This window comes from Clostridium sp. MSTE9 (genome assembly GCF_000277625.1).
Lineage (GTDB): Bacteria > Bacillota > Clostridia > Oscillospirales > Acutalibacteraceae > Faecalispora > Faecalispora jeddahensis.
On the sequence record NZ_AKFU01000020.1, the window covers coordinates 23,415 to 50,116 of the forward strand.

The following is a 26,702-nucleotide window of genomic DNA, read 5'->3' on the forward strand; positions in this document are numbered from 1 at the left end:
CCGTGAAGCAAAGGATGCTTTGCAGGCCTTTTAAAGCAATAGTGAAAAAGATTTTTTGAAGAATGCCTTCGTCGAAGGGAAATTTCAATTTTCAACCGGTAACTTGCTGGCTGTTTATTTTATCTATCTGCACTCTCAGGTACTGATTAAATTCCTTCATGAATTGGAGTACTCTGTTCAGCTCTTCTGCCGAATGGTGTTGAAAGAATTCCGTATCTCTCTGCTCCCAGAGCCTGTGCCTGTTTTCATGCTCCCGATATAATTTCCATCCTGCCTCCGTTAGTCTGAAATACACCTCTTTTTTGTTCGTATCGAGGGAATACTTTTCAACCAGCTTTGCTTTGATCTGCCTTTTCGTCATCTTACTGATTGCGCTTCTGGTCATCTTCATCCGTTCTGCAATCTTAGAAGCAGTTGGATTTTCCATCTCTCCGATCATACCAATACAGTGGATTTCCGCATAACTGTATCCGTGCAGAAAATCCGCCTCAGTCAGTCTTGAAAGCATTTCCTGCTTCTCTAAGTATTCGGCGAACTGATCCAGTAATTCACGATACCCTTCCGGCAACATTTACACCTCCAAAACAACCCTGCATGGAAGGCCTGTCATTTCCGCATAATTTACCGGGAAGGTATATGCAGTCATTTTAACCTGTGCTTCATTACGCAAAGCTTCCCCGAGATTGCACAGGTTCTCGATAATAAAAACTCCCCTGTCCGCACAATATTGATCCTTGGGCGTATGCCCTTTTCCTCTGCGGACTCCTGCAAAGTCAATGCCGATCATAGATACCTTTTTTTCCAGAAGAACATCAATTAATTCATCTGAAAGCTGTGGATGCTCTTTGAAATATTTTTCTGTACCATACCCTTCATCTTTTATGAATGCGGTATGGAAAATGACAAACATCTGCTCTTGAATCTGATCCAGATCGATATCTTTTATGCTGATATCTCTTTCTCTCACATTTCTTACATCAAAAATAACCGCTGTTTTCTTCAGGTATTCCAGCGGAAATTCTTTATTCATGACATCAAAATGCGTTCCAAGATGACCGATCAGGGCCTTCGTTTCGTTTCCCTGTGCATCTTTGATTATTTTCGGTGTTATTTTTGTTGTAATATCAATATACATACGATCACACTCCTTTTGTGTCCTGGGACACGATTATAATAACATTGCTTTGTGTCCATGTCAACAAAAAGAGACAAGCTATAATGCATGAATAGAACAAATCGCGCTCCCCACCAAGGTGAGGAGCGCGATTTAGGTGCAGCATCATGCTGCTGGCGTCCCCGGCGCGATTTGAACGCACGGCCTTTCGCTTAGGAGGCGAACGCTCTATCCAGCTGAGCTACGGGGACAAATATGAAATTGTCCGCTCTGTCCTGCGGGGCAATTAGCTGTTCTATTTTACAGCAGGACAGAGCGTTTGTCAACATTATTCCAGCCGGTCGAACGAGTATAGGAGTACACGCCCCAGCCGCTGCCGCGCCTTTTTCAGGTGCCGGCTGACAGTCGATTCGTGAATGCAAAGCTCCTGTGCCGCCTGCCGCGCGGTAAGGCCCTCAAAAAAACAGAGCTGTACGCACTGGCGCTGGCGGTCGGTGAGCTCGCCCTCCATGGCGCGGCGCAGCGTATGCAGCATGCGGCGGTATTCCGCATCTGTCGATTCCCCCTGGCGAAGGTACTCCTGAACCCCGGCAAGGCCCTCTGTGAACTGATCAAGAGATAAGCGTTTCCTTTTCATGGCGCGCCCCCCTTTCTTTTGCGAAGCTTTGCAGCAACCGCCCGGTTTCGCGGCAGTCTAAATACATCGAATACATTAGCGTGATGCGTTCATTCAGTTCTTTGGCCTCATTGGGAGTAGCGTTTTTCAGCTGCTTGCGCAAACAGTCGACTCTGGCTTTGAGCGCTCGCGCCTCCTCCAGGTATTCTTCTCCCCAACTCATATAATCCATGTCATTTCTCCTTTTTATACACGATTCGTGTAGTTTGAATGACAAAGCGCGGCAGAGTGGAATGGAATTACCGGGGCTTGTCAGGCTTTATCATATCATAGCAATACCCGAACTTCAATAGAAATATAAAACAAATGTTCGATAAAATGATCACAGGGAGATAAATGGGACAGTGACAGCAGGCAGGGCGAAAATTTGAAAACTTGCTCTTGAAAAAACACGGAGTGTGTGGTAGAATGGCCGCATCAAAGCTTCCGGCCGCAAACGGCAAAGCCGTTTGCGCGGTCGGCGTGCCGCCTGCCTGGTGCAGGTGCGTCCCGGCTGGGACGGGGTGAAATTGGGGGATGGGTGAGCGTTATGTTTTCGGTGGAACTGAAAAAACTACGGACAGAATACGGTCTGACCCAGGCAGAGCTGGCAAGGCGTCTGGGTATTTCCGCCTCGGCAGTGGGAATGTATGAGCAGGGCCGGCGCGAGCCGGACAGCGAGCTTTTGGCCCGTTTGGCCCGCATGTTCCATGTCAGCACGGATGTGCTGCTCGGCATCCGGGAGGAACCACAGGCTCAGCAGGAGGTCAATACCGTCATTGACCGCTTTACGAATATCCTGAAAAATCAGCAGGGGCTGATGTTTAACGGCGCGCCTCTTTCCGAGGCGGACCGTGAAAAAATCGTGAATGCAATCCGGGTGGCGGCGGCGATCGCCATTCCGGAGGAGGGAGAAAATGACGAATCAAAGGATTGACCGGCTGGTTCGCTCACTTAGGCTGCGGTTTGACGGCGGCGACGTTTTTGAGCTGTGCGATCATTTGGGCATCCCCGTGTTGTGGCAGGATCTGCCCCTGTCGGTGAACGGCTTCTGCCTTTGCTTTCAGCAGCGTTTTACCATTGTGTTGAATCTCAGCGTTCCGCCGGAGTTGCGCGCGTATGTGTGCGCACATGAGCTGGGGCACGTGCTGCTGCACGGGAAAACGAATGCGGTCGAGCTCGCGGAAACGACAAACCTGTGCATGCCGCGGCTGGAGAATCAGGCAGATTATTTTGCGGCCTGCCTTTTGCTGCAGGACAGGCTGCCGGATTGGCGCGAGTGGTACAGCCCGCTGACCGTGGAGTGTGTGGCACAGCTTTCCGGCCTGCCTGCGCGGGTGGTAAACCTTTGCGTGGGCGACGGCCATGCCCTGGTTTCCTGAAAAGAGGTTTCTAAAAATAAATTCACAAAAATTTTCTGTTATTCCGAGGCCTTTTGCGATATAATAAGGGCAGCAATTGAAAAAATTTGCCGTTCTGGCCGGGCCACCGGTAAATCAAACGGAACGGTGCAGCGGATAAAGGAGAAGCTATGAAAATTTTATCTTCCGTCGCATCCAATGTGACAAAAGCGATTGATTTTGTAGTGGAAGCCAACCGAAAGAACGCGCTGATTAACCGGATCAAGGCTGTGGTACGTTGTGAGGAAAAGAACATCGACCGCGCGTATATTGCTCTGGGAAAATACTATTTTAATAATCTGCGTGACAAAAACCTTGAGGAGACTGAGCGCCACTGTTTGGCCCTGGAAAATTCCCGCCGCCGTCTGGATCGTGCTTTGACTCGTCTGGAGGAGTTGACCGACGAGGAAGAGGATGAGTACGACGAGTACGAGGACTATGAGGATTGCTATGCCTGCCAGGCACACGACGCAGAGTTCGACAGCTACGATGACGATATGTACGAGGATGAGCGTGATTTGCACCGGGTTGACGGAGTTGGGGGAACCCATTCTCACAGCGCCTCGGAGTATGATGAGGAGTTCAGCACTTCCGAAACAAAAACCTCCGGTGAAGCGGCCGACGAGACAGACGGCAGTGTGATTCCTCCCACAGAAGAATAAGGGAGCGCCGGCATGAAACCATTGATCGTCTGCTTTTCCCAGACAGGGAAAACAAAAAAGCTGTGCGGCTGCATGGCAAAATCGCTGGACGCCGATTTTGTGGAGCTGAGGGAAATTGCCCACCGGGGTCTGGTCAGCGCGTATACACTGGGCGTGTATGACGCAATCCGCCGCAAAAGCGGCGATATTCTTCCCGTGGATTCCGATATTGCCGAATATGAAACGCTGATCGTGGCGTCGCCGGTCTGGGCCGGGAACATCACGCCCGCGATGAACGATTTTATCCGGGAATACGATTTGCGAGGAAAGACGGTATACGGATTCGTTACTCACGCCGGCGGCGCCGGCGAGGCTTTGAATCTGATGCGCCAGGAGCTGGAGCAGGCCGGAGCAGTTTGCCCCCATATACTGGACTTGCAGGCAACGCGGGAGCTGATTTATGATGTTAAGGCGGAGCGAAAAGCGTTCCGCCTGACAGACGACGGAAAGCTGGAGCTGCGCGAACAGGACGGAGACAAGAAAGCATGAGCAAAAAAATACTGCTGGGAATGAGCGGCGGGGTGGATAGCTCTGTCGCTGCTCTTTTGCTGCAGAGGCAGGGGTATGAGGTAACAGGGGTGACGATGCGTCTGCGCCCGGACGAGTACATGTGCAGCAGCCAGAGCGGTGGCTGCTGTTCTTTGGATGACATAGATGACGCGCGCCGCGTTTGCTATCGGCTGGGGATTGAGCATTTGGTGATGAATTTCACCGAGGAGTTCGAGCGCGATGTGATCGAACCCTTTGCCAAAGACTATCAGGCCGGGCGCACGCCGAACCCCTGCATCAACTGCAACCGGTATTTAAAGTTTGAAGAAATGCTGCGCCGTGCGCAGCAGCTCGGCTTTGACGCTGTCGCTACCGGGCATTATGCGATTGTGCGGCAGAATCAAAACGGCCGCTGGCTGCTGTACCGTTCCCCTGCAGGGAAGGATCAGAGCTACGTGCTGTATTCTATGACGCAGCATCAGCTGGCGCATACGCTGTTCCCCCTGGGCGAGATGGAAAAGCCCGAGGTGCGCCGCATCGCGCAGGAGGCCGGGCTCCCCGTGGCAAAAAAGCCCGACAGTCAGGAAATCTGCTTTGTGGAAAACAAGGATTACGCGGGCTTCATCCACCGATATACGGGCCAAGAGCTGCCCGAGGGCGATTTTGTGGACGCTGAGGGCCATGTGCTCGGCCGCCACAAGGGGATTACCCATTATACCGTGGGCCAGCGCAAGGGCCTTGGCATCAGCTTTCCGCAGCCGATGTATGTGAATGCGATCGACGTTGAGCACAACCGGATCGTTCTGGGGCCTGAGGGCAGCCAGTATGCTTCGGAGCTGATCGCCGGCGATCTGAACTGGATTGCCTTTGACGAGCCGCCGGCCGAGCTGCATGTGCAGGCCAAGGTACGCTACCAGGCAAGGCCTGCGGCCGCGCGGGTACTGCCTGATGGGGAAGGAAAGGTGCGCGTGCTGTTCGATGAGCCGCAGCGCGCCGTTACACCGGGACAAGCTGTCGTGTTCTACCAGGATGATCTGGTAGTCGGCGGCGGAACGATTTTATAAGAAGCGACGGGGGTGTTATTGTGGCAGCCTGCATCACCAAAGAGCTCAGCTGCCCCGGCTGCGGGGCGGTGAACAAAAGCCGCATGTGGGTCGAGATCGACGCGTCGGCCGATCCGGAGCAGCGGGAGCAGATTTTAAACGAGACCCTGTTTTACTGGGAATGCCCGGACTGCGATTATCATGCGCAGATGGTGTACCCCTGCCTGTATCACGACAAGGAGCGCGGTTTTTTGATCTGCCTTTCACCGGCGGGGCGCACTCAGCAGGTGATTGAGGCGGAGCAGCGGCATCCGGCCCTTGCCGGGCTGAAAAAGCGGCTGGTGCTCACGCCCGCCGAACTGAAAGAAAAAGTGATGATCTTTGAAAGCGGCCTGAATGACGTGGCGCTGGAGATGGTCAAGCTGGCGCTGCAGGAGCTGACCGAGCGCAAGCAGCAAACCAGAGTGGAAAAAGCATTCTTTTTAACAGAGAGCGAAGAGCTGGACTACCTGGGCTTTTCCATGTTCCTGCGGGGAGAGGAAAAGCCGGTGTATCAGGGAGTGCGGCTGGAGGTATATGAAAAATCGCTTCGCGCCGCGGAGCGTGTGGATTTTCAGGAATCAGGCTTTCAGCTGGTGGATTTGGCGCTGGCCAGAACGCTGCTGGAGCAATAGGCGGAGAAGGATGTTACTGAAAGAATGATATCTGTGTCTTTTCCCCGTCGAAGGTGGGGAAAAGACATATCAGTATCCCTCGCGAGGAAACACTTTCAACCGGAGAAGGGGAACAAATCAGATTATGTGTGGAATATGCGGATTTACAGGCGAAATCATTGACAGGGAGGCTGTGCTGAAAAGCATGACCGATAAAATCACGCACCGTGGGCCGGACAGCAGCGGCGCCTTTCAGACGGACGACATCTCAATGGGATTTCGCCGCCTGAGCATCATCGACGTGTCGTCTACGGGCGACCAGCCGATTTTCAACGAGGATAAAACGCTGGTGCTCACCTTCAACGGCGAGATTTATAACTATCAGAAACTGCGCGCGGAGCTGATCGAAAAAGGGCATGTATTTACGACGCAAACGGATTCGGAGGTGCTGATCCACGGATTCGAGGAATGGCATGAAGACTTGCTGAACCGCCTGCGCGGCATGTTCACGTTTGCGATCTGGAATACGCAGGACGATTCCCTGTTTATCGCGCGGGATTTCTTCGGCATTAAGCCGCTGCATTACACCATGGTCAACGACCACTTTGTGTACGGCTCAGAGATCAAGAGCATTCTGGAGTTCCCGGGCTTTGAGAAGCGCTTGGATTACGATACGCTGAACAACTACCTGTCGTTTCAGTACGCTGTTCCGCCCAAGACGTTCTTTGAGGGCGTTTCCTGCCTGCTGCCTGCCCATTACCTGTGGTTCCGCGACGGCAAGGTGACCACCACCCGTTACTGGGAGCCTCGCTTTGACCCGGACGAGTCCCTTTCGGAAGAGGAAGCGATCGATCGGATTGAAAAAGTGTTCGAGGAATCGGTCGAGTGCCACAAGATCAGCGACGTAGAGGTGGGCTGCTTCCTGTCGAGCGGCGTGGATTCGAGCTATGTGGCGACGTATTTCCCGGGACAGAAAACTTTTACCGTCGGCTTTGATTTCGGCGAAAAATACAATGAAATCGACTGGGCTGAAAGTCTTTCAAAAGAGATCGGTGTGGAACACCATAAAAAGCTGATCACCTCGGAGGAATTTTGGGGCAACATCAAAAAGGTGCAGTACCATATGGATCAGCCGTTGGCCGACCCGTCCTGTATTGCGCTGTTCTTTGTTTCGAAGCTTGCGAGCGAGTATGTCAAGGTTGTTTTGTCCGGTGAGGGTGCTGACGAGCTGTTCGGCGGCTACACCGTTTACAACGAGCCGGACGTATTCCGGAATTACCATAAGCTGCCACAGTGGCTGCGCACGTTCCTGCGCCGCGTGGTGCAGAAGGTGCCGTGGCACTTTGTGGGGCAGGGCTTTATCACGCGCGGAGAATTCCCCACAAACGAAAGCTTTATCGGCAACGCTAAAATGTTCGGCTATGAGGATAAGCTGCGCCTGCTCAGGGACCCGTCCATCGCGACGCGCCCGCAGACGCTGACAAAGCCGTATTACGACCGCGTGAAGGACTTGGACGACGTAACCCGCATGCAGTATCTCGACATCAACCTGTGGATGGTGGGCGATATCCTGCTCAAAGCCGACCGTATGAGCATGGCGAACTCTTTGGAGCTGCGCGTGCCGTTCCTGGATAAAGAGGTGTTCCGTGTGGCGTCGGCGATTCCGAAGAGCCTGCGCCTGAAAAACGACACTACCAAATACGCCATGCGTCAGGCGGCGCTGCGGCATCTGCCCGCGCGCACCGCTGAGAAGAAGAAGCTGGGTTTCCCGGTGCCTACCCGTGTGTGGCTGCGCGACGAGCGGTACTATAAAATCGTGAAGGATGCGTTTTCGTCCGATCTGGCGAAGCAGTTCTTCCACACGGAGGAGCTTCTGCGGTATCTGGAGGATCACTTTAAGGGCCGCCGCGATTATAGCCGCCGCATCTGGACGGTGTTTGTGTTCCTGCTGTGGTACCAGGTTTATTTTGAGGGAGCCGGCCACGAAGAGGGCGATATGCCCAACTTTGCAGATTGATACAGGCAGCACGTCAGAAAGAAAGTGCCGGATGACGGAAGCATCCGCTGGCAGAGAATCAATCAAAAAAAGAGTGCGATGTTGCTGCACTCTTTTTTGTGTTTTAAGCGGGAAATCAGTGTGAAGCGAACACGCTGACCTGTGTATCACGGGAGGCGAGAATCGGCGCGGGCTGCTCCTTTGCCTTGACGCAGAGTTAGATTTTATATATAATGAGAGGGAAAAACAGGAAATTTGTGATAAAATCTGATCGGTTACATAAAAACGCCTGCGGGGAGTGGGCATGAATGCAGGGAGGAGCAAAGCCATGAAAAAAGCGTCGAAGAAATGGATCGCGGCAGTGTTGTCGCTGGGGCTGATGTGGACTGCAGTGCCTTTTCAGACAGCCCAGGCCGCGACAGACGAGGAGACCGTAGATATTGATATAATGAGCACTTCCAGTTTTAAATTTGATGCCGCGAAGCTTTCGGAGATTGAATATATCCTGACAAACGACCGCGATAACGTAAGGGTTCAACTGAATTTTGAATCCGCTACCTCGAAGGCTGTGCAGGATATGAGCTCGATCACCCTGCCGAAATCTACGCTGCAGGCGATTGAGAAAAGCGGCAGAAAGGCCACATTCGAGATTTACTCCAAAGAGGGCGACATGGAATACGCTTGGGAATTTACCAGCGGCAAAATGGACACCCTTACGGACATCAATCTGGCGCTTAAGATGGCTTCCATTTCTACTGTAACGATTTCAGACCCCATCACGATCAACAGCGCGGTGCTGCAGATGAAATACACGTCGGCCCTGCCGAAAAATACGTCGCTGATCCTCCCTGTGGATAAAGGCGACGATGCCAAAATCACATACCCCGTCTTTTACGATCTGGAGAACGCGGAGAAGAATTCCTTTTACCTGTATAAGCTCTCCGGTTCCAAGCTTTCTTATGTGACGGGCTCAAAGTATAAACTGAATGACGATGATCAGTTTAAGATCGGCTTTTCCAACGGTGGCTCTTATGTACTGACCCCCACCAATCTGGGGCTTTCCGGCTCCGGCAGCAACAGTGGCTCCGGCACCACGGATTCCGTGCAGCTGAGCAGCTATTCCGGCACGGTAGCGGTGGGCGGAACGGCTTCTATTTTCATTCAGAGGCCTACCTCCGGCACGTTTACGGTAACGTCCGGCAATCCCAATGTCGCGCAGGTGCTGGGATCGGGCACCGCGGTAAATGGCGGCACCCAATACCAGGTGCAGGGCCTTTCCGCGGGAACGTCTGTGTTTACGGTGAAATCTTCGAATGGAACCACCACCAGCTATACGCTGACGGTCACATCAAGCTCTACACCGACAAACAAGAGCGGATGGGTGATGATCGATACCGTGAGCTATGAGTTCGCGCCGGGCAACATTTATGATTATAAGGTGACGCTTTCCGGCGCCTCTGCCAACGAGATACAGACGGCTTCCAGCCGTTCGCATATCGCGTCTGTAAAGGAGCTGCGCCGTGTGACCAGAAGCGACGGGCTGGTGGATGTGTATTACCGCATTACTGCCCTGAGGGCCAGCGCAGACCCGACCACCGTGAGTTCCTCGGTGCGCGGCACGCATTCCTCCATCCGGGTGCTGGTAACGGCCGGGGTGAAGCAGCATGGCGTAGCCGCCCGCAACCTGAGCTATTTTACGAGCTGAGCCGATAACGTGCGCAGGCTCAATCTGCAAAAAACAGCGCCGTTCCTTTTGAGGAACGGCGCTTTCGGCCTGAATGGCCGGGTACCCGCACATGGGCGATGTGTGCGGGAAGGATTCTCTTACAGACAAGGGCGGCAGGGCCGAAATTTCGGCGATGAACTGCGAACATCGCGTTTCAGCATGAGATTCGGGGGAGAATGTTCATGAAAAAATTCTCCGGCCCGTGCCGGGGCTTGCCTGTAAGGCAACAAAAAAGCGCGTGTTACGGAATCCCTGAAAAGGGCTGTTTCCATAAACACAGCGCCTAAATCACCAAGTGCAATACACAACTCCCGCGTTGGTGGGATTCTCATTCTTGCTACAGCCCCCCTATACAAAAGGGGAAAAATGAGTTATACTGTGTCTGCATAGTGCGGCTTTGCCGTTGCTTATGGAGGGCCTATCTCCGTAAGCAGGGGACGGGGTGTTCCCGCACTCCGTTCCTGCTTTGCACTTTAATCATGCCTTACATGGGTATCCTACCATTATTTGGGATTTTTTGCAAGATAAAATACAGATATGAGAAAAATTGTCACATTGGAATAGGATGCGCCGGATTTTTAGGAATCCGGCGCTTTTTTGTAAGGTGGGCTGAACCCGCATACATGTCGCGGCAGGTTAAACCTGCACGTAGGTTGCGGGGGAGTACTTAGAAGAACTTCTGCTTTGTGATCCGTTCGTCGCGCGTGCGATGGTTGTTTTTACACGCAGACGGCTTTCCATTGTAATCATTGTTTTTGTCTTTATGGGTTCCCCGTGTGGATTCTGCTGGCGCAGGCTTGCCCCTCAGGCCGGGGCAGGCCCTTCCTTTCTTGTCTTTGAATCCCGCAAATTCACAGCTGTTATCCAGTGTAATTGACAGAACTGGCTTGTCTTTTAATGAACTGCATAAGGTTTGTTTTGTTTCTTTCGCACTTTTATTCTGAATGAGAGATAAAATTAAATATCTGCTTTTCCTATCCACAAGAGAAATTAACCCGCCCTTGTTTAAACCTCCCAGTATGGTATCTCCTTCCCAATCACCTATACGCTTTCTTTCGTCGATTTCATTTGGTCTGTCACCTATTCGGTGTTCCGGATGGATGGCAGCACTCAAGCCCCGAATATATTTTTTCTTCCCTTGCCTGCGAAGGTGCTTCTTCCTGCTGTAACCTTCAATTAAATCCTTTTTTAATGCATTATAAATACTGCTGTATGTTATCTTTTCACCTGGGTTTGTTTCATTCCATTTTGCCGCTATTATCTCTGGAGACCAGAACCGATTTAATCCTTCACAAATAAATTGACGTAGTTTTTCATCCTGACCGATACGACTTTTTCTTCCGCATTTTTTTCGTCTCCAAATATACAGAGAACACCCCCACCATGCGTTGTATGAACCGTCCTTTTTCCCGTTTCGCTTCAATTCACGGCTAATACTCGAAGGGTTCCTTTTCATTTCTCTTGCTATTTGGCGAATGCTTTTCCTTTCCTGCCGTTTAAACCATAGACTTTCCCGTTCTTCCAGTGTAAAATGTTGATATGGCTGCATGATAACCTCCGGTTAAAATGGTGTGTGGTAACTTCATTTTATACCTTGGTTATCTTGCAGTCTATTCTAAATCTAACCGTGTTGCTCTTAATATTATAATCTGCCCTCTCCCCCTTGGAACCCCCTCTCAACGACCAAAGGCGCTGCCTTTGGAAACCGGGAGAAGCTCCCGCTCTGGTTCTGTTTCACGCACAGGCATGGCCTGCGCGTGAAGCGAGTACGTGGAGGAAGCCTTAACACCCGCAAAAAGTACAAGAAATTACCGGGCGGCTATGGGATAGTCCAAAACTCTCGTCAGGCCGCCCTCTGCGAGCCAACGAGAGCGCTCTGAAAAGGCCCGCCGACGGACGAAGCGCTAAGCTTTTGATTTTCTGTTGCTAGGAGAGTGGGCATTTTCATTGGAGCGCCTTACGGATAGTTTTTGTTTACACTGTCAGGAACTGTTCCCCAAACGGATTCCAAAGGTGTCCTTTGGCGAGTCTTTGCTTAACGCCGCCTCGTAGCGAAAGTAAGTGCCCGCCCCGGCACGAGGGGCATGCCCTGCGCCAGCAGAAACCCCGCGGTATAGCCGCAAAGAAAAAATTCATCCCTTTATGTAAAAACAAATGGAAAGCATAAAGCAACGAAAAAGAGATCTTGCCCCGGCACGAGGGGCGCCCTCGCGCGGGGCATCCGCTGAAAAGCTTCTATTCCAAAAACGTCCAAGACGTCAATTCGAATACCGCACGGGGTGGGGGTCGGTGGCGGTTTCTTCGTGAGAACAGCCAGCACAGCGCGACGAATGGAGTGCGAAGCGAAAGCTTTTCTCCGAGCTGTCCCGCGACGTGACTGCAGGCTGAGCCTGTAGGCTATACCAGTAAAATCCCCATGTGGGGGAACCCTGCTAACAGTAGCTTTTGAGATTCTACTTTGCAAAAAGAAAAAAGCCTTCCTGTTGCAAATGACAGGAAGGCTTTGGTTTATGTGTTGATTGTGGATTGCCGGAAACCACCCAGCAGAGAGAAGTCATTATCCTTCATACTGTTCCAGAACCTTGTATAGAGCGAGCATGACGACGATTCCGATGCACGCGGCCCAAAGGGAAACGGTAAAGGCCACGGTGCGCCCAAACCATGCGATCACCAGAAAGAATGCCATGATTCCCATTCCGATCAAAAAGTTTTTTCCAAGGCTCGGTTTTGGTTTTTTCGTGCGGAAAGCCGTCTTGCAGATATACTGCACGATAAAAACGGAAAAGGCGATAATCAGGGCAAAGGACACGAGACTGCTGACCGGTACGGAAATCTGAAAATTCAAAGGCCGGCCGGAGATGGCCGAGCGAATCAGCTCAAAGGTATCCTTTGAAAATACGACGCCGATGGCGCACAGAATCGCGGAACACAGAAAAAAGGTGCTGAGAATGCCGCTTATCCTCTGCAAAGCGCTTTTCGGCGGCAGGCTCGCGATAATCTCATCACAGAAGCTCTGGTAATCCCCGCCGATGACCGTATCGATGGAATCGCCGCGCTCCTGTGCGGAAAGCACCATTTCCAGCAGGTCCTGCCGAACCAGCTCCTGATTATATTCGGACAGGCCGGATGCGCGCAGATAGCAGACCATATCGGTCATCACCCGGTCGTTTTCGGCACTCAGGCGTTCATCAAGCTGATTGTTGCTGCGGTTGAGCAGCTTAGCCTTTTGATTCATCGTTATCTCCTCCATGAATGAACAGATTGTTTACCGCTTGCTCAAGCTCTTTCCAGTTCGCGTGAAATCCGTCGAGCTCGGCCCGGCCCGCCGCGGAAAGAGAAAAGTATTTTCGCCGGGGCCCCAGAGGGGATTCCCGGTATTCGGCGGTGATCAGTCCGCTTTTTTCGAGCCGCAGCAATAGGGGATAGATCGTCCCCTCCGAAATGTCGGCAAATCCATACTGCTGCAGCTGCTGCGATATTTCGTAGCCGTAGGTTTCCTGCCTGCTGATGATTTTCAGTATGCAGCCCTCCAGCGTACCTTTCAGCATTTGTGACGGTATCATGCGGTGCTTCCTCCTGACTGCGGCACAGCTATTATGCAATGCAATGTACTGGCTATATTGTAATGCATGATAGGAGAAGTGTCAAGCCCTTTTTCCTGAAAAGGGATGCAAAGTGCGATTTAAAAAGGCAAAAAAATACGCCTGGCTTGGCTTTTGAAGGCCGTTCCAAGGCGCATAGGGACTAAATTTCTATATATAAAGTTTCGGTGATTTTATTTTGCGGCGACCTCATCCTTGTCCTCTGTTTTTCGTTTTTCTTCAATGGTAGAAAACATGCTTTGCGTTAAGGATATAAAATGCTTGGCCGGTTTTGACAGGTACCGGTGACAGTTGACGGTAAGGGTGACGTCCCGGCATAAAAAGCTTCCGTTGCGCAGCAGGGGAAAGGCATACAGTTTTTCTGTTCCCTGCTGCTGATGGCGCAGAGTATCGGCCAGAATCATTTCCGTCATAAAGGTGGCCGCAATTCCGCTGAAATACAGGGAGCGGAAAAGCTGCGGATAAGTGGTGGTCAGCAGTACGTTCGGCTGGGTATCCATCTCTTCATAGCAAGAGAGGATGGCACGGGTCAGCGGAATGCTGTCTGTGGACATAACCAAGGGGAGACGGGAAAAATCCGCAACATTCGCACCGTGTTCCGCTTGCTTTCGCAATTTATCGGCCTGCGCCCCATAGCAGCTGCGGAGCAGACTGTCAGAGACGCAAAGATAAACTTTATCGGTCAGCAGATGAGTGGACTGAAGCTCAGGGTATTCGGAATAGATCACTCCTATGCAAAAGTCCAGCCGGTTATCTGCCAGCATTTTTTCCAGCAGGTAGGAGGGTTGGTCAAACAGCTTGATATGGATTCCTGGATGAGCCGCATTGAAAACCTCTATCATTTCGGGCACAATGATACTGGCGCGGGGTGTTGTAATGCCAATGCGCAATTCGCCTGCGTTTTCATTTTGAATGGATTTTAACGTTGCGATGATATTGCCTTCTGACGCAACGGCCTCCTTGGCATAAGAGAGAAACAGCTCCCCTTCGTAGGTCAGCTCCAGTTTTGGTTTTCGCTGAAACAGCTTGCACCCCAAAAGCGTTTCCATTCTGGCAATGTGATTGCTCAAATTTTGCTGCGACAAGAACAAGCGGTTGGCTGTCTGCGTAAAATTCAGGTCTTTGGCCGCCTCTGTAAAATAATAAAGACTGGCGGTATCCATACTCTACCTCCTCAAGCAATCCATATTTCACAAATGATTCTTTCTAAATCAGAATACCTGACTTATAGATGTTTGTCAAAACGCAGAAATTTTGACTGAGGGACAAAAATTTTTTGTTGAGCCGAAAAAATACCTGTGTTTCACATTTGATCGGATTTCCTGTATGGTAATTGTGGTGAAAAAATACATCAATTAGCTTGATTGAGGAGTGATTTTGTGAAAATTATGGATTGTACGCTGCGCGATGGCGCGAATGTGGTTGGCAACGGCTTTTCCCCTGAGCTGACCAGGCTGATGATCGAAGGCTTGATCCGCAGCAATATCCGCATCATCGAAATGGGCAATGCAAAAGGGCTTGGTGCGACAGAAAAGGGGAGTCCTGCCCCAATCAGCGACGCCGCTTATCTGGATTTGATCCACCCTTACCTGTCTCAGGCAGAAATCGGCATGTTTTTAAACGCCAAGCGTTATGAACCGGAAAACGTAGCCATGGCGGCAGAGAAAGGAATCTCTTTTCTGCGCATTGGTATGGACGCCGGTGACGGTGAGAAGATTTATCACGTGATTGAGGATGTCAAAAAGCACGGCATCACGGCACGGTACTCTCTGATGAAAGCCTATCTGCTTTCCCCGGAGGAATTGGCCGAAGAGTCTGCCCAGTTGGAGGCCCATGGTCTGGATGAAATCACCATTATGGATTCTGCCGGTACGATGCTGCCGCAGGATGCCGGTGAATATGTCAAGGCTTTGAAAGACCGCTTACATATTCCTGTCGGTTTCCACTGCCACAATAATCTGGGGCTGAGTACCGGCAATGCTTTGGCCGCCTACGAAAATGGGGTGGATGTACTGGACTGCGGTCTGCTCGGCATGGCCCGCAGCGCCGGCAACCTTCCCACGGAAGTAGCTGTCGCGCTGATGCAGATGAAAGGAGCTGCGCAGGAGGTTGACCTTTATCAGCTTCTGGATTTTGAGGATCAGGAACTGATTCCTATCATGGAAAAGGAAGGGTATCATACCCCCATCAAACCCAGAGATCTGGTTTTGGGCTACAGCGGCGCTCACTCCTCGTTTATGTCGGTCTTTCGTAAAGTAGCTGCGGAATGCGGCGTAGGACTGTACCCGCTGATTGTAGAAACGTCCAAAATCGACCGGAAAAATCCCAGCGAGGCGCTGATGCGCGAGATTGCTGCCCGCATTCAAACGGAAGGGGCAAAAGCATGAACATCATCCTTGCAGGCCCTTACCCTACCGGTACATTGGAACACTTTCAGTCGCTTCTTCCAGAACATCGTGTCACCTCGGTTCTGACGCAGGAGGAATACGATGCCATGACCGACGCGGAGTGTATCATCGTCCGCATTTTAAAAACCCCGGAGGGCGTGATCGAACATAACCCCAACCTGAAAGCCGTGATTCGCTGGGGCGCCGGATATGATTCGGTGGACATTGAGGCAGCCGGAAAGCGCGGCGTTATGGTGGCTAATACTCCCGGCGTCAACGCCTACGCCGTAGCGGAACTGACTTTGGGCCTGATGATCCTGCTGAGCCGCAAAATATTGGGCTACTGCCATAACGTGCAGTCCGGAAATTGGGATCGGGGAATTTACGGAAACGCTTCTTTTTCCCTGAATTACAAAACCGTAGGGATCATCGGAGGGGGAAGTATCGGCCGACGTGTCGCCGCGCTGACGCAGGCTTTTGGCGCCCGGGTGCAGTATTACGATCCGATCCGCCTGCCGGGAGAAGTGGAACAGCAGCATCACATGACCTTTGTGCCGCTGGATCAGCTCTTGTCCACTTCGGACCTGATCTCCCTCCACGTCCCCCTGTTGGACAGTACCAGGCATATGATCGGTGCAGAACAGCTGGCCGCGATGAAACCGTCAGCATATTTGCTGAATACCGCCAGAGGCGGTTTGATCGACGATGCCGCTTTGCTGGAGAGTTTGCAGAAAGGCCATCTGGCCGGGGTTGGACTGGATTGTGTGGAAGATGAAAATTCCGCTGTTACGGCCCAGCTTCTGCAATGTCCCAATGTCATTATCACGCCGCACATCGGCGGCACTACGGCCGATCTTGCCGATGCGATGATTCCTTTCATCGCGGAAAAGGTCACATCCCTGGCGAAAACAGGGACGATGCACGACATTGTAAATACCCAATGGCTCCCCCGATCTTGATAAAAAGAGTTGTAAAAGGAGGATCTATTCATGCAGATCGGAATTGGAATTTGGGCCTTTGTGGTCTATATTCTGTTTGTTATGTTTTGGTATCTGGGATTAAAACGGACCATCGCGGAGGCGATGTTTTTAGGAATGATCATCGCCTGCGCTTTCAACGGGGTTAATCAGATTCCCGCCACACTGGCCAGCAGTTTTACCGATGCGATACAGGAAAACGTTATGGCCGCCATTATCCTGTTTACCGTGATGGCGTCTATCATGACAAAAACGGGCATCATCAACCATCTGGTTAACATTCTGAACTCCCTGTTGGGGCGTGTCCGCGGCGGCCCGGCCTATGTTTCTGCCTGTGCAAGCGGGTTGTTTGGAATGGTAGCAAGCGCGAGCAGCGCCAATTCCGCCACAGTGGGTTCCATCACCGTTCCCTGGATGCTGGAATCCGGATGGCCGAAGGATGTGGCCGCCACCATGAACACCGGCAATGCAGACCTTGGCATCTGTGGCCCGGCTGCTTCTTCTCTGTTCCTGATGCTGAGCTTTGCTCCCATCGCGCAGGCCGTCAGTTATGGGGATCTGTACCTGCCCCTGCTGTGCGGTGCATTTTGGGCCCTGGCCTATCGCCTGCTTGTAGTCCGTTACTATGTATCGAAATACAAGATTCCCGCTTTATCCAGCAAGGCAGAAAAACTGAGCGTTGCGATCAAACAGGGCGGCACGTCGTTACTTATGTTTTTGGGCATCATCGTACCGCTGCTTCTGACCATTGGCCCTGTCAGCTCCGTGCTGAAAAATCAGGCTTCCTTTGGTGAGAAGGCCGTGGGCGCCATCAATATTATCATCTGGGTTCCGGTATTGATCATGTCCATCTGCCTGGTTTTGGGCCGTAAATTGCTGCCGAAAACCTGGGACGGCTGGAAGCAGCTTCTCTCTTCTACTTCCAAAACAGTTTGTTCCTGCGGAGCGGTTTCTCTGTTTGCCTTGACCGGGAGCTCCGCCTTGACTTTGATCGGTTTTGGAGATGGCCTGAGCACTCTTCTGGGAGGCCTGAATCTGCCGAAGGTTGCCATGATCCTTCTGATCGGATTCGTCATCGCGCTCGTGGCCGGCCCGTTGAATGCTACCGCAACCACGGTCAGCCTTGGCCTGGTTGCATATTCCGCCATGGTGGCTGTGGGTGTTCCCCCCGTTACCGCTGTGGTAGCTTTCCTGCTCTTTGTTTCTACAGAGGGCTGCTCGCCCCCGATGTCCTCCCCGATTTTTATCTCCAGCAGTATTGCCGGGGTGGAAAATGTCAGCGTGATGTTCAAGCCTTTGATTTTCCATTATTTGATTCCGCTCGTTCTGGTAGGCGCCTTGGTCGCTTTGGGGTTTTTGCCCATTATAGGGGGTTGATGTACGATGAAAGGTGTAATAAACAATATTTTTCTTTTCTTCTTGATCTTAGCGATACTGACCGCTCTTTGCCTGGTTGCGATTCAAATCGTTTCTGTGGTCACTGTTAATGGCTCTTTGGCCATTTGGGCGAAAAGCACCTTGCAGACTCCCGTCTGTATCCTCTGCTCTTTCTCCGCACTGATTGCTTTCGCGATGAGCTATCTTTCTAAACCGGCAAAGGAAAACTGAAAGACGGCACGCTGAAAAAACTTTGACTGCAAAGTGAGTACGAAACATGCGCCCCGATCGGCTCCTAAAACCGATCGGGGCGCATTTGTAAATGAATTCTAAAGAGTTATGGTGTAGGCAGAATAAAAGCCCCACGCCGAGCATTCGGCGCGGGGCTGACAGTTACGAATGAATTACGATTCCGTATCGATAAACGAGGAGAGGTGGTGATGGTGGTGGTGCTCCTTAGAGGAGTCCGCCTTAGCCGACAGAGCGTTTTTATCCCCGCTTTGCCCCTCCGGGGGCGGCGGTGTGAGATCCTTGACGATCAACAGGCGGGAAATACGGTTTTCCTCTACCTCCTGCACGGTCAGCGCCAGATTCTGCACGCGAACTGTGGGATGCTCGCCGGGTTTTGGAATGCGGCCCAGATTTTCGACCACCAGGCCCGCAATGGTATCGTAATCGCCCTCCGGCAGGTCGACGCCCACCAGGTCGGATATTTCATCGATTGAGGTGCTGCCCTCCACTGTGTAGCTGTTGTCGCTGACGCGGCGGATTTCTTCTTCCTCATCGTCGAATTCATCCTGAATGTTGCCCACGATGGCTTCCAGCAGGTCTTCCATCGTGATGATGCCCGAGGTGCCGCCGTATTCGTCGACGATCACGGCAATCTGTACTTTATTCTCGGTCATTTCGGTAAACAGCTGCGTGCAGCGCTTTGTTTCAGGCACAAAGTACGCGGGGCGCATCAGATCGGTGATTTTTACGCTGCTGTTGATCTCGCTGCCTACATATTTCAGCAAATCCTTCACATAAATAATGCCAAGGATTGTGTCCAGGTCCTCATGGAATACCGGAATGCGGGAATACCCCTCTTCTATGGCCAGGGCCACGACGTCGCTGATGGAGCTGGTATCCTCTACCGCGCCCACGTCGGTGCGGTGCGTCATGATTTCTTCCACTGTGGTGTCGGCAAAATCGAAAATGTTTTCGATCATGTCTTTGGCGCTGCCGATGATCAGGCCCTTTTCTTCGCCAACATCGACCATCATCAGAATCTCTTCCTCTGTGACGGTATCTTCCGTGGTGTTCGGGTCAAGGCCCAGCAGTTTCAGAACAAAGTTAGTGGAAACCGTGAGGAACGAAATGAAAACGCTGAAGATCGAAGCTGTGGCGCTTAAAATGCCGATAAAGCGAAAGCTGAGCGCCTCGGCCTTTTGCATGGCGATCTTCTTCGGCACCAGTTCACCCAGGACAAGCGAGAAGTAAGACAGGATGATGGTGATAAGTACGGTGGAGACGCCGTGCAGCAAGGAGGTGGAAATCGGCAGGAAGCTCAATTTTTCCGCCAGAATCGCCGCAAAGCTTTGGGAAGCCGATGCGGAGGTCAGGAATCCGGAAAGCGTAACGCCAATTTGGATGGTGGAAAGAAACCGGCTGGAGTTTTCCGTCAGCCTCAGAATTTTTTCCGCTTTTTTATCGCCGTCCTCCGCCATTTTTCGAATCTTGTTGTCGTTGAGCGTAATGATGGCGATTTCAGAAGCCGCGAAAAATGCGTTGACCAGAATCAGAAGAAACAGAATCAGCAGTGAAACAAACGGATTAAAGTCTGGATTGACGGTTTCGGCGGTTTGCATGCTGAGCAGCATGGGTGCGCCGGATAATATGCCCGCAGGTTCGGGAGGCATGTATTTTTTCCCCTTTCAAATTGTAAAATAACTCGGTGACATTCCGAAGAGCCCGATCAGATTAGTTAATTTCTATTGTATCGTATCGGGAGCAGACATGTCAAACCGCCTGCGCCCGTGCAGCGCAGGGCGCGCGCAGTTGAGACCCTGCAAGCGGGATATAGAATCCAATGCCCGACTATTTTGCCCCGATTGCCGCCAAAATGGGGAAAAATAGCCCCCGACCCGGCAGAGCCGACATTTTTTGAGCCAAAAAGTTGCTTTAATTGCTTTTTCGAAAAATACACTGAAAAGCCAAAATTCGGAACCGTCAGCCTTTACACTATAGTAAAAAAATGTTAGAATAAACGAAGGCACAGAAAGGTATAGGGCTGTGCAAACTGATACGCTCGCTTCCTAATTTGTATCCTTAAAGGAGGAAATTATTACATGGCAAGAAAAACAAAAACCATAGACGGCAATACCGCCGCGGCGCATGTATCTTATGCGTTTACGGACGTTGCTGCCATCTATCCGATCACGCCTTCCTCTGTGATGGCGGATGAAACGGACAAGTATGCCGCAAATGGACTGAAAAATCTGTTCGGCAGAGAGGTTCAGGTTACGGAAATGCAGTCTGAGGCTGGTGCGGCCGGTGCGGTGCATGGCTCTTTGGCGGCAGGCGCGCTGACGACAACCTATACCGCTTCTCAGGGCCTGCTTCTGATGATTCCGAACATGTACAAGATGGCTGGCGAGCTGCTGCCCGCAGTAATTCATGTTTCTGCGCGTGCCCTTGCAACTCATGCACTTTCTATCTTTGGCGATCATTCCGATATTTATGCCTGTCGCCAGACCGGTTTCGCCATGTTGTGCTCCAATAACCCGCAGGAGGTTATGGATTTGGGTGCGGTTGCGCATCTGGCTGCTATCCGCGGCAGAGTTCCGTTCCTCCATTTCTTTGACGGCTTCCGTACTTCTCACGAGGTTCAGAAGGTTTCTGTGTGGGATTACAAGGATCTGGACGATATGCTCGATCAAGACGCTGTGGCTGCGTTCCGCCGCCGTGCGCTGAATCCGGAGCATCCCGTACTGCGCGGCAGCGCCCAGAACGGCGATATCTTCTTCCAGGCCAGAGAAGCCAGCAACCCTTATTATGACGCCGTGCCCGAGATTGTGATTGACTACATGAACAAGGTCAACGCGAAACTCGGCACAGACTATAAGCCTTTCAACTATTATGGACACCCCGAAGCAGATCGTGTCATTGTGGCCATGGGCTCTGTTTGCGACTGTACCGAAGAGGTCATTGATTACCTGAACGCCGCAGGCGAAAAGGTTGGTCTGCTGAAGGTTCACCTGTATCGTCCCTTCGTTGCGAAGTATCTGCTTGACGAGCTGCCGAAGAGCGTGAAGAAGATTTCTGTTCTCGACAGAACGAAGGAGCCTGGTTCCATTGGCGAGCCCTTGTTCCTGGATGTTCTGGCTGCTTTGTCCGACAGCGATTTCTCTGATGTGTCCGTGTACTCCGGCCGTTATGGCCTCGGTTCCAAAGACACCACCCCGGACGATATTATCGCCGTATACCGCAACATGCAGGCCGAGGCGCCGAAGAAGAGATTCACCATCGGCATTGTGGATGACCTGACTCACCTGTCTCTGCCCATCATTGAGCGTGTAAACACGGTTCCCAAGGGAACACATTCCTGCAAATTCTGGGGCCTTGGCGCGGACGGTACCGTTGGCGCAAACAAGAACTCCATTAAGATCATCGGTGACCACACCGACATGTTCGCGCAGGGCTATTTCGATTACGATTCCAAGAAATCTGGCGGTCTGACGGTTTCTCACCTGCGTTTTGGTGACAAGCCGATCAAATCCACCTACTATATTTCTCAGGCGGACTTCGTTGCCTGCCACAACCCCTCTTATATCGACAAGTACGATATTGTGGAAGACCTGAAAAAGGGCGGAAGCTTCCTGCTCAACTGCCCGTGGGATGTGGAAGAGCTGGATCATCGTCTGCCCGGCAAGATGAAGAGATTCATCGCGCAGAACGACATTCACTTCTACACCATCGACGGTATCAAGATTGGTAAGGAACTGGGCCTTGGCGGACGCATTAACACGATTCTGCAGGCAGCGTTCTTTAAAATCGCGAACATCATCCCGATTGAGCAGGCTGTGGAATTCATGAAGGCAGCTGCAACCAAGTCCTACAGCAAGAAGGGCGACAAGGTTGTTGCGATGAACCATGCGGCGATTGACCGCGGTGTGGATGGCTTTGTTGAGGTTCAGGTACCTGAGAGCTGGAAGAATGCTCCCGATACTGAGGCTGAGAAGGTGATCAAGGGTGACCGTCCCGAGCTGGTCAGCTATGTGAAGAACGTTCTTGACCCGGTCAACGCATTCCGCGGCAGCAAGCTGACAGTTTCTACCTTTAAGGATTACGCGGACGGCACCGTGCCGCAGGGCAGCGCCGCTTATGAGAAGCGCGGCATCGCTGTGGATGTTCCCGAGTGGCAGCCCGAAAACTGCATTCAGTGCAACTTCTGCTCCTATGTATGTCCGCATGCGGTTATCCGCCCGCTCGTCATGACTCCCGAAGAGCTGGCGAACGCTCCCGCACAGACCAAGTCCAAAGACCTGAACGGTCTGCCGGGCCTGAAGTTCACCATCGCTGTTTCCACCCTCGACTGCACCGGCTGCGGCTCCTGCGCGCAGGTTTGCCCGGGCATGAAGGGCAACAAGGCTCTGGTCCTTAAGCCGATCGACACTCAGCTGGCCGGCGAGGAAGTATTTGAATACGGCAGAACTCTCTCTGAGAAGCCGGAAGTGCTTGAGAAGTTTAAGGAAACCACCGTAAAGGGCAGCCAGTTCCACCAGCCGCTGCTGGAATTCTCCGGCGCTTGCGCGGGCTGTGGTGAAACTCCTTATGCCAAGCTGGCGACCCAGCTGTTCGGCGACAGAATGTTTATCGCGAACGCGACCGGCTGCTCCTCCATCTGGGGCGGTTCCGCACCTGCGACTCCCTATACCGTGAACCGTCAGGGCCGCGGCCCCGCATGGGCGAACTCCCTGTTTGAGGACAACGCCGAGTTTGGCTTTGGTATGGCTCTGGGCCAGAAGGCCGTCCGCAACCGCCTGATCGATTATGTTGAGAATATTCTGGCGCTGAATGAGGCACCTGCAGAGCTGAAGGAAGCTTGCCAGAAATATATCGACACCCTGCCGAGCAGCGGTGAAAACAAGAAGGCTGCCACTGTTCTGTTGGCAGAGCTGGAGAAGGCTCTGCAGAAGGGCGGCGAGCTCGCAAGACTGGCAGGCCTGATTCTGGATGACAGCGATTACCTCGCGAAGAAATCCATGTGGATCTTCGGCGGCGACGGCTGGGCATACGACATCGGCTTCGGCGGTCTGGATCATGTCATCGCTTCCGGCGAGAACGTGAACATCCTGGTATTCGATACCGAGGTGTACTCCAACACCGGCGGACAGGCGTCTAAGGCGACACCTACCGGCTCTGTGGCTCAGTTCGCGGCGACCGGTAAGGCGATCAAGAAGAAGGATCTGGCCGGAATCGCCATGACCTACGGCTATGTATATGTTGCTCATGTTGCGATGGGCGCTGATTACAACCAGTGCCTGAAGGCGTTCCACGAGGCGGAGAGCTACAATGGCCCGTCCCTCATCATCGCTTATGCTCCCTGCATCAACCATGGTATTAAGGGCGGCATGACCGTTGCACAGGCAGAAGAGAAGAAAGCGGTTGCTTCCGGTTACTGGCACAACTACCGCTTCGATCCCCGCCGTGCAGACGAGGGCAAGAATCCCTTCCAGCTGGACAGCAAGGCTCCCACCGAGAGCTATCGCGACTTTATTCTGGGCGAGGTTCGTTACAGCTCGCTGACCCGTGCGTTCCCCGATCGTGCGGAGAAGCTGTTCGACAAGGCCGAGGAAGATGCGAAGAAGGCTTACGAAGATCTGGAAGCGAGAGCGAAGGAATAATCTCGTTTTCGTTGGACCAAATAATAGAGTTGCCGCGGTTTATGCCTGCGGTGTGAACAGAATCCCCCGCCGGGCCCGGCGGGGGATTCTGACGTTTGTGTCGTTTTTGGATGAGCGATCGGGGTGGGGAAAGCCTGCCACAAAGCGAAGCAAGAGACAGAGAATTTTGCTTTTAAATAGGTGACCCGGTTGCCTGACCCGTGAAATGCGGGTTGGATTTCCTGCCTGCGCTGTGAGAAGTGCAAGTTTCGATGATGATGGCAAGACGATTTCCTTATTTGCGGCGGCTGCTTTTCAGGGCTGAAATAACGAGCTGATCATCAGTAAAATCGTATTATTACAGAAAAATTTTCCAAATGCTTTATTTCTTTACGGGCCAAACAGATGTAGGGTTGAGGAGAAAAGCGGTTTTGGAGCGAAAATCGAGAGCAAGTTTTGATGATATTGAAAGAAGCTGCTTTCTGATCTTTTTACTGCAAAACCGGCGGTTTTTCTCCCGACAAAAAGAAGGAAAAGTTCTCTTCGCCTTGCTGGGATTGACTTTCCCTTTTTGCCTGGAATATAATAAAGCGAATGATGAGAACAGGCCGCCGGCCGGAAAGAGTGAGATTGCATGCCGAGATTTTTTATCGATTTTCCCTGCACACCGGGGGACGAGCCCTGGGTGGATGGGGAAAACGGGGCGCATATCGTCAAATCCCTGCGGATGCGGGAGGGGGAAGCGCTGACCCTGTGCGACGGGCGCGGGACGGATTACCGCTGTGTGCTGCTGCAGACAGAATCGAACCGCGCACAGGTGCGTGTGCTGGAGCAGGCGAAAAGCATCAGCGAACCCTCTGTTTTTGTGACGGTGTATCAGTCTTTGCCCAAGGCGGACAAGATGGACTCTGTAGTGCAGAAGGCAGTTGAGTGCGGCGCGTGCCGCGTGGTGCCAGTGCTCAGCGCGCGGTGTGTGTCCCGCCCGGACGAAAAAGCGGTGCGGAAAAAGACGGAGCGCTGGCAGAAAATCGCGCTGGAGGCGGCGAAGCAGTCCGGCCGTGGAATCGTGCCGGAGGTTGCGGAAATTACGCCGTATGCGAAGGCGGTGGAGCAGGCCGCGGCGGACGGCGGCAGGCTGCTGTTCTTTTACGAGGGCGGCGGGCAGAGCCTGCGCAGCCTGGGTCTGGAAAACGAGGAGCGGATTTCTCTGTTCATTGGGCCGGAAGGCGGCTTTGCGCAGGACGAGGTAGAGCTGGCCCGGCAAAACGGCGCGCAGGTGGCGACACTGGGCCCGCGGATTTTCCGCACGGAAACGGCCCCGGTTGCGGCTCTTTCAGTGCTGATGATGCTGACCGGGAACATGGAACAGGACGCGGTTTGGGAGGAATGAGCTTGGAACAGCGCAAAACAGTTTTGATCACCGGGGCCTCGCGGGGCATTGGCAGTGAGATCGCACGCCGCTTTGCTCTTGCAGGGTACCGGGTGGCGCTGAATTACAATACGAGTGAACAACAGGCGCGGGAACTGGCGGATTTGCTGGAGCGGCAGCTTGGTGTTTGCGCGGGAGAACGGGTTCTGCCCGTTCGCGCCGACGTTGCCGACCGGCAGCAGGTGGAGCGGATGTTTGACGAGGCGGAGGTGCACTTCGGCGGAGTCGACGTATTGGTGAACAATGCCGGAATCGCACAGCAGAAGCTGTTTACCGACCTGACGGACGACGACTGGCGCAGGATGTTCGCGGTACACGTGGACGGCGCGTTCTATTGCAGCCGCCGTGCGCTGCAGGGGATGATCCAACGCCACAGCGGGAAGATCATCAACGTTTCTTCCATGTGGGGGCAGATCGGCGGCTCGTGCGAGGTGCATTACTCCGCCGCCAAGGCCGCGGTGATCGGTATGACGCGCGCCCTGGCAAAAGAGGTTGGGCCTTCGGGCATTCAGGTGAACTGTGTGGCCCCCGGGGTAATCGACACCGAGATGAACGGTGCGCTTTCGGCGGAAACGCTCGAGCAGCTCTGCGAAGAAACGCCGCTCGGTATGCTCGGCACCTGCCGTGACATTGCGGAGGCTGTGTTCTTTCTGGCGGATAGCCGGTCGGATTTTATCACCGGCCAGGTGCTTGGCGTCAATGGCGGCATGGTGATCGGATAACAGAGGATGGAGGAACACAAATGAAGCGCATTGCGGTGATCTATCAGTCAAAATACGGTTCGACCAGGCAATACGCGCAGTGGATTGCCCGCGATTTGGGAGCGGAGCTTCTGGAGCGCTCTGCCGTTTCGCCGGCATCTTTGCGGGAATATGATGTGGTTGTGTATGGCGGCGGTCTGTATGCCGGCGGGATTGCCGGCGTGGACCTGGTGGCGAAGTATCCCTGTCCGCCGCTGGTGGTATTTACAGTGGGGCTGGCAAACCCGGCGATAACGGATTATTCGGAGATTCTGAATCGGAATTTCTCCCCGGAGCAAAGGGAAAAGCTCAAGGTGTTCCATCTGCGCGGTGCGATGGATTACGGCAGGCTGGGGCCGGTTCACCGGGGCATGATGGCGATGATGAAGAAAATGACGATTGATTCGAAAGCGCCGGAAGAGCGGACGGACGAGGATCGTCTGATGCTGGAAACGTATGGAAAATCCGTGGATTTTATCGAGGAAGCATCGATCGCTCCCTTGGTGGAATATGTAAGAGGATTGCTCTGAAAAGCGCGTTGTGTCC

At 52.7% G+C, this 26,702-nt stretch carries 25 protein-coding genes and 1 tRNA gene; 16 read left to right on the forward strand and 10 right to left on the reverse strand.

The features are described 5' to 3' along the window. Positions 1-91 precede the first annotated feature (91 nt). The 5 genes from HMPREF1141_RS04480 to HMPREF1141_RS04500 all read right to left on the reverse strand — a co-directional run bounded on the left by HMPREF1141_RS04480 (position 92) and on the right by HMPREF1141_RS04500 (position 1,962). Positions 92-571 carry a MarR family transcriptional regulator gene (locus HMPREF1141_RS04480; RefSeq protein WP_009061478.1) on the reverse strand — a complete coding sequence of 160 codons (480 nt, stop codon included), beginning with the start codon at positions 569-571 and terminating at the stop codon, positions 92-94. Beyond that, the gene (locus tag HMPREF1141_RS04485) at positions 572-1,135 is read right to left on the reverse strand and encodes a cyclase family protein (protein WP_009061459.1); all 564 of its coding nucleotides are present in this window, start codon (positions 1,133-1,135) and stop codon (positions 572-574) included. It abuts the gene before it with no gap. Positions 1,136-1,288: 153 nt separating this feature from the next. After that, positions 1,289-1,365 (reverse strand) — tRNA-Arg (locus HMPREF1141_RS04490). Positions 1,366-1,442: 77 nt separating this feature from the next. Continuing rightward, a complete protein-coding gene (locus HMPREF1141_RS04495; RefSeq protein ID WP_009061520.1) occupies positions 1,443-1,751 on the reverse strand; it encodes a sigma-70 family RNA polymerase sigma factor in 309 nt (102 codons plus the stop codon). Then, positions 1,726-1,962, reverse strand: coding sequence for a hypothetical protein (locus HMPREF1141_RS04500; protein WP_009061467.1), 237 nt, complete (start codon positions 1,960-1,962; stop codon positions 1,726-1,728). Before HMPREF1141_RS04500 ends, HMPREF1141_RS04495 begins: the two co-directional genes overlap by 26 nt. A gap of 357 nt (positions 1,963-2,319) precedes the next feature. Here HMPREF1141_RS04500 and HMPREF1141_RS04505 point away from each other — a divergent pair, with 357 nt between their 5' ends. The 8 genes from HMPREF1141_RS04505 to HMPREF1141_RS04540 all read left to right on the forward strand — a co-directional run bounded on the left by HMPREF1141_RS04505 (position 2,320) and on the right by HMPREF1141_RS04540 (position 9,756). After that, on the forward strand, positions 2,320-2,706 hold the full coding sequence (locus tag HMPREF1141_RS04505; RefSeq protein ID WP_009061514.1) for a helix-turn-helix domain-containing protein: 387 nt from the start codon (positions 2,320-2,322) through the stop codon (positions 2,704-2,706). Beyond that, positions 2,687-3,151 (forward strand): ImmA/IrrE family metallo-endopeptidase, encoded by a 465-nt coding sequence (locus tag HMPREF1141_RS04510; protein ID WP_009061483.1) that lies wholly within the window; start codon positions 2,687-2,689, stop codon positions 3,149-3,151. Before HMPREF1141_RS04505 ends, HMPREF1141_RS04510 begins: the two co-directional genes overlap by 20 nt. A 149-nt stretch (positions 3,152-3,300) precedes the next feature. Further along, entirely contained in the window at positions 3,301-3,831 is a 531-nt protein-coding gene (locus HMPREF1141_RS04515; RefSeq protein WP_009061474.1) for a hypothetical protein, read from the forward strand. A 12-nt stretch (positions 3,832-3,843) separates the two neighbouring features. Then, positions 3,844-4,359: an NAD(P)H-dependent oxidoreductase gene (locus HMPREF1141_RS04520; RefSeq protein ID WP_009061476.1), complete on the forward strand. Its 516-nt coding sequence runs from the start codon at positions 3,844-3,846 to the stop codon at positions 4,357-4,359. After that, positions 4,356-5,423 (forward strand): tRNA 2-thiouridine(34) synthase MnmA, encoded by a 1,068-nt coding sequence (gene mnmA, locus HMPREF1141_RS04525; protein ID WP_009061529.1) that lies wholly within the window; start codon positions 4,356-4,358, stop codon positions 5,421-5,423. Before HMPREF1141_RS04520 ends, mnmA begins: the two co-directional genes overlap by 4 nt. A gap of 20 nt (positions 5,424-5,443) precedes the next feature. Next, positions 5,444-6,076, forward strand: coding sequence for a CpXC domain-containing protein (locus HMPREF1141_RS04530; RefSeq protein WP_009061469.1), 633 nt, complete (start codon positions 5,444-5,446; stop codon positions 6,074-6,076). 124 nt (positions 6,077-6,200) lie between these two features. Continuing rightward, positions 6,201-8,072 carry an asparagine synthase (glutamine-hydrolyzing) gene (gene asnB / locus HMPREF1141_RS04535; protein WP_009061517.1) on the forward strand — a complete coding sequence of 624 codons (1,872 nt, stop codon included), beginning with the start codon at positions 6,201-6,203 and terminating at the stop codon, positions 8,070-8,072. Positions 8,073-8,379: 307 nt separating this feature from the next. Further along, positions 8,380-9,756 carry a hypothetical protein gene (locus HMPREF1141_RS04540; RefSeq protein WP_009061502.1) on the forward strand — a complete coding sequence of 459 codons (1,377 nt, stop codon included), beginning with the start codon at positions 8,380-8,382 and terminating at the stop codon, positions 9,754-9,756. 688 nt (positions 9,757-10,444) lie between these two features. On the opposite strand, the gene HMPREF1141_RS04545 is transcribed toward HMPREF1141_RS04540, so the two are convergent. From HMPREF1141_RS04545 to HMPREF1141_RS04560, 4 genes are all read right to left on the reverse strand, one after another. After that, a complete protein-coding gene (locus HMPREF1141_RS04545; RefSeq protein ID WP_009061533.1) occupies positions 10,445-11,326 on the reverse strand; it encodes an IS30 family transposase in 882 nt (293 codons plus the stop codon). A 1,008-nt stretch (positions 11,327-12,334) separates the two neighbouring features. Then, complete coding sequence (locus tag HMPREF1141_RS04550; RefSeq protein WP_009061538.1) at positions 12,335-13,012, reverse strand: hypothetical protein; 678 nt, start codon at positions 13,010-13,012, stop codon at positions 12,335-12,337. Beyond that, positions 12,996-13,340 (reverse strand): PadR family transcriptional regulator, encoded by a 345-nt coding sequence (locus tag HMPREF1141_RS04555; protein WP_009061491.1) that lies wholly within the window; start codon positions 13,338-13,340, stop codon positions 12,996-12,998. Before HMPREF1141_RS04555 ends, HMPREF1141_RS04550 begins: the two co-directional genes overlap by 17 nt. Positions 13,341-13,552: 212 nt before the next feature. Further along, entirely contained in the window at positions 13,553-14,542 is a 990-nt protein-coding gene (locus HMPREF1141_RS04560; RefSeq protein WP_009061494.1) for a LysR family transcriptional regulator, read from the reverse strand. A gap of 225 nt (positions 14,543-14,767) precedes the next feature. On the opposite strand from HMPREF1141_RS04560, the gene HMPREF1141_RS04565 reads away from it, so the two are divergent. Genes HMPREF1141_RS04565 through HMPREF1141_RS04580 form a run of 4 tightly spaced genes read left to right on the forward strand, consistent with a single transcriptional unit; the run spans position 14,768 to position 18,351 of the window. After that, positions 14,768-15,766 (forward strand): 4-hydroxy-2-oxovalerate aldolase, encoded by a 999-nt coding sequence (locus tag HMPREF1141_RS04565; protein ID WP_035316557.1) that lies wholly within the window; start codon positions 14,768-14,770, stop codon positions 15,764-15,766. Further along, positions 15,763-16,725 carry a 2-hydroxyacid dehydrogenase gene (locus tag HMPREF1141_RS04570; RefSeq protein ID WP_009061530.1) on the forward strand — a complete coding sequence of 321 codons (963 nt, stop codon included), beginning with the start codon at positions 15,763-15,765 and terminating at the stop codon, positions 16,723-16,725. Before HMPREF1141_RS04565 ends, HMPREF1141_RS04570 begins: the two co-directional genes overlap by 4 nt. 30 nt (positions 16,726-16,755) lie before the next feature. Continuing rightward, a complete protein-coding gene (locus HMPREF1141_RS04575) occupies positions 16,756-18,120 on the forward strand; it encodes a TRAP transporter large permease subunit (protein WP_009061470.1) in 1,365 nt (454 codons plus the stop codon). A 6-nt stretch (positions 18,121-18,126) separates the two neighbouring features. Further along, on the forward strand, positions 18,127-18,351 hold the full coding sequence (locus tag HMPREF1141_RS04580) for a hypothetical protein (RefSeq protein ID WP_009061531.1): 225 nt from the start codon (positions 18,127-18,129) through the stop codon (positions 18,349-18,351). 173 nt (positions 18,352-18,524) lie between these two features. Here the strand turns inward: HMPREF1141_RS04580 and HMPREF1141_RS04585 are convergent, their stop codons facing one another. Beyond that, positions 18,525-20,021, reverse strand: a complete 1,497-nt coding sequence (locus HMPREF1141_RS04585) for a hemolysin family protein (RefSeq protein WP_009061524.1) — start codon at positions 20,019-20,021, stop codon at positions 18,525-18,527. Positions 20,022-20,450: 429 nt separating this feature from the next. Between HMPREF1141_RS04585 and nifJ the strand changes: the two genes are divergently transcribed. The 4 genes from nifJ to HMPREF1141_RS04605 all read left to right on the forward strand — a co-directional run bounded on the left by nifJ (position 20,451) and on the right by HMPREF1141_RS04605 (position 26,686). Continuing rightward, a complete protein-coding gene (gene nifJ, locus HMPREF1141_RS04590) occupies positions 20,451-24,008 on the forward strand; it encodes a pyruvate:ferredoxin (flavodoxin) oxidoreductase (protein WP_009061450.1) in 3,558 nt (1,185 codons plus the stop codon). Between the two features lie 613 nt (positions 24,009-24,621). Further along, positions 24,622-25,377 (forward strand): 16S rRNA (uracil(1498)-N(3))-methyltransferase, encoded by a 756-nt coding sequence (locus tag HMPREF1141_RS04595; protein WP_035316555.1) that lies wholly within the window; start codon positions 24,622-24,624, stop codon positions 25,375-25,377. Positions 25,378-25,379: 2 nt separating this feature from the next. Next, positions 25,380-26,138, forward strand: coding sequence for a 3-oxoacyl-ACP reductase FabG (fabG, locus tag HMPREF1141_RS04600; RefSeq protein ID WP_009061512.1), 759 nt, complete (start codon positions 25,380-25,382; stop codon positions 26,136-26,138). 20 nt (positions 26,139-26,158) lie between these two features. Beyond that, positions 26,159-26,686 carry a flavodoxin domain-containing protein gene (locus HMPREF1141_RS04605; RefSeq protein WP_009061492.1) on the forward strand — a complete coding sequence of 176 codons (528 nt, stop codon included), beginning with the start codon at positions 26,159-26,161 and terminating at the stop codon, positions 26,684-26,686. Positions 26,687-26,702 lie beyond the last annotated feature (16 nt).

Bases quoted from the DNA above. Each gene is read 5' to 3' on its own strand.
- HMPREF1141_RS04480 (WP_009061478.1), bottom strand. From the start codon at position 571: ATGTTGCCGGAAGGGTATCGTGAATTACTGGATCAGTTCGCCGAATAC.
- HMPREF1141_RS04485 (WP_009061459.1), bottom strand. From the start codon at position 1,135: ATGTATATTGATATTACAACAAAAATAACACCGAAAATAATCAAAGAT.
- HMPREF1141_RS04495 (WP_009061520.1), bottom strand. From the start codon at position 1,751: ATGAAAAGGAAACGCTTATCTCTTGATCAGTTCACAGAGGGCCTTGCC.
- HMPREF1141_RS04500 (WP_009061467.1), bottom strand. From the start codon at position 1,962: ATGGATTATATGAGTTGGGGAGAAGAATACCTGGAGGAGGCGCGAGCG.
- HMPREF1141_RS04505 (WP_009061514.1), top strand. From the start codon at position 2,320: ATGTTTTCGGTGGAACTGAAAAAACTACGGACAGAATACGGTCTGACC.
- HMPREF1141_RS04510 (WP_009061483.1), top strand. From the start codon at position 2,687: ATGACGAATCAAAGGATTGACCGGCTGGTTCGCTCACTTAGGCTGCGG.
- HMPREF1141_RS04515 (WP_009061474.1), top strand. From the start codon at position 3,301: ATGAAAATTTTATCTTCCGTCGCATCCAATGTGACAAAAGCGATTGAT.
- HMPREF1141_RS04520 (WP_009061476.1), top strand. From the start codon at position 3,844: ATGAAACCATTGATCGTCTGCTTTTCCCAGACAGGGAAAACAAAAAAG.
- mnmA (WP_009061529.1), top strand. From the start codon at position 4,356: ATGAGCAAAAAAATACTGCTGGGAATGAGCGGCGGGGTGGATAGCTCT.
- asnB (WP_009061517.1), top strand. From the start codon at position 6,201: ATGTGTGGAATATGCGGATTTACAGGCGAAATCATTGACAGGGAGGCT.
- HMPREF1141_RS04540 (WP_009061502.1), top strand. From the start codon at position 8,380: ATGAAAAAAGCGTCGAAGAAATGGATCGCGGCAGTGTTGTCGCTGGGG.
- HMPREF1141_RS04545 (WP_009061533.1), bottom strand. From the start codon at position 11,326: ATGCAGCCATATCAACATTTTACACTGGAAGAACGGGAAAGTCTATGG.
- HMPREF1141_RS04550 (WP_009061538.1), bottom strand. From the start codon at position 13,012: ATGAATCAAAAGGCTAAGCTGCTCAACCGCAGCAACAATCAGCTTGAT.
- HMPREF1141_RS04555 (WP_009061491.1), bottom strand. From the start codon at position 13,340: ATGATACCGTCACAAATGCTGAAAGGTACGCTGGAGGGCTGCATACTG.
- HMPREF1141_RS04560 (WP_009061494.1), bottom strand. From the start codon at position 14,542: ATGGATACCGCCAGTCTTTATTATTTTACAGAGGCGGCCAAAGACCTG.
- HMPREF1141_RS04565 (WP_035316557.1), top strand. From the start codon at position 14,768: ATGGATTGTACGCTGCGCGATGGCGCGAATGTGGTTGGCAACGGCTTT.
- HMPREF1141_RS04570 (WP_009061530.1), top strand. From the start codon at position 15,763: ATGAACATCATCCTTGCAGGCCCTTACCCTACCGGTACATTGGAACAC.
- HMPREF1141_RS04575 (WP_009061470.1), top strand. From the start codon at position 16,756: ATGCAGATCGGAATTGGAATTTGGGCCTTTGTGGTCTATATTCTGTTT.
- HMPREF1141_RS04580 (WP_009061531.1), top strand. From the start codon at position 18,127: ATGAAAGGTGTAATAAACAATATTTTTCTTTTCTTCTTGATCTTAGCG.
- HMPREF1141_RS04585 (WP_009061524.1), bottom strand. From the start codon at position 20,021: ATGCCTCCCGAACCTGCGGGCATATTATCCGGCGCACCCATGCTGCTC.
- nifJ (WP_009061450.1), top strand. From the start codon at position 20,451: ATGGCAAGAAAAACAAAAACCATAGACGGCAATACCGCCGCGGCGCAT.
- HMPREF1141_RS04595 (WP_035316555.1), top strand. From the start codon at position 24,622: ATGCCGAGATTTTTTATCGATTTTCCCTGCACACCGGGGGACGAGCCC.
- HMPREF1141_RS04605 (WP_009061492.1), top strand. From the start codon at position 26,159: ATGAAGCGCATTGCGGTGATCTATCAGTCAAAATACGGTTCGACCAGG.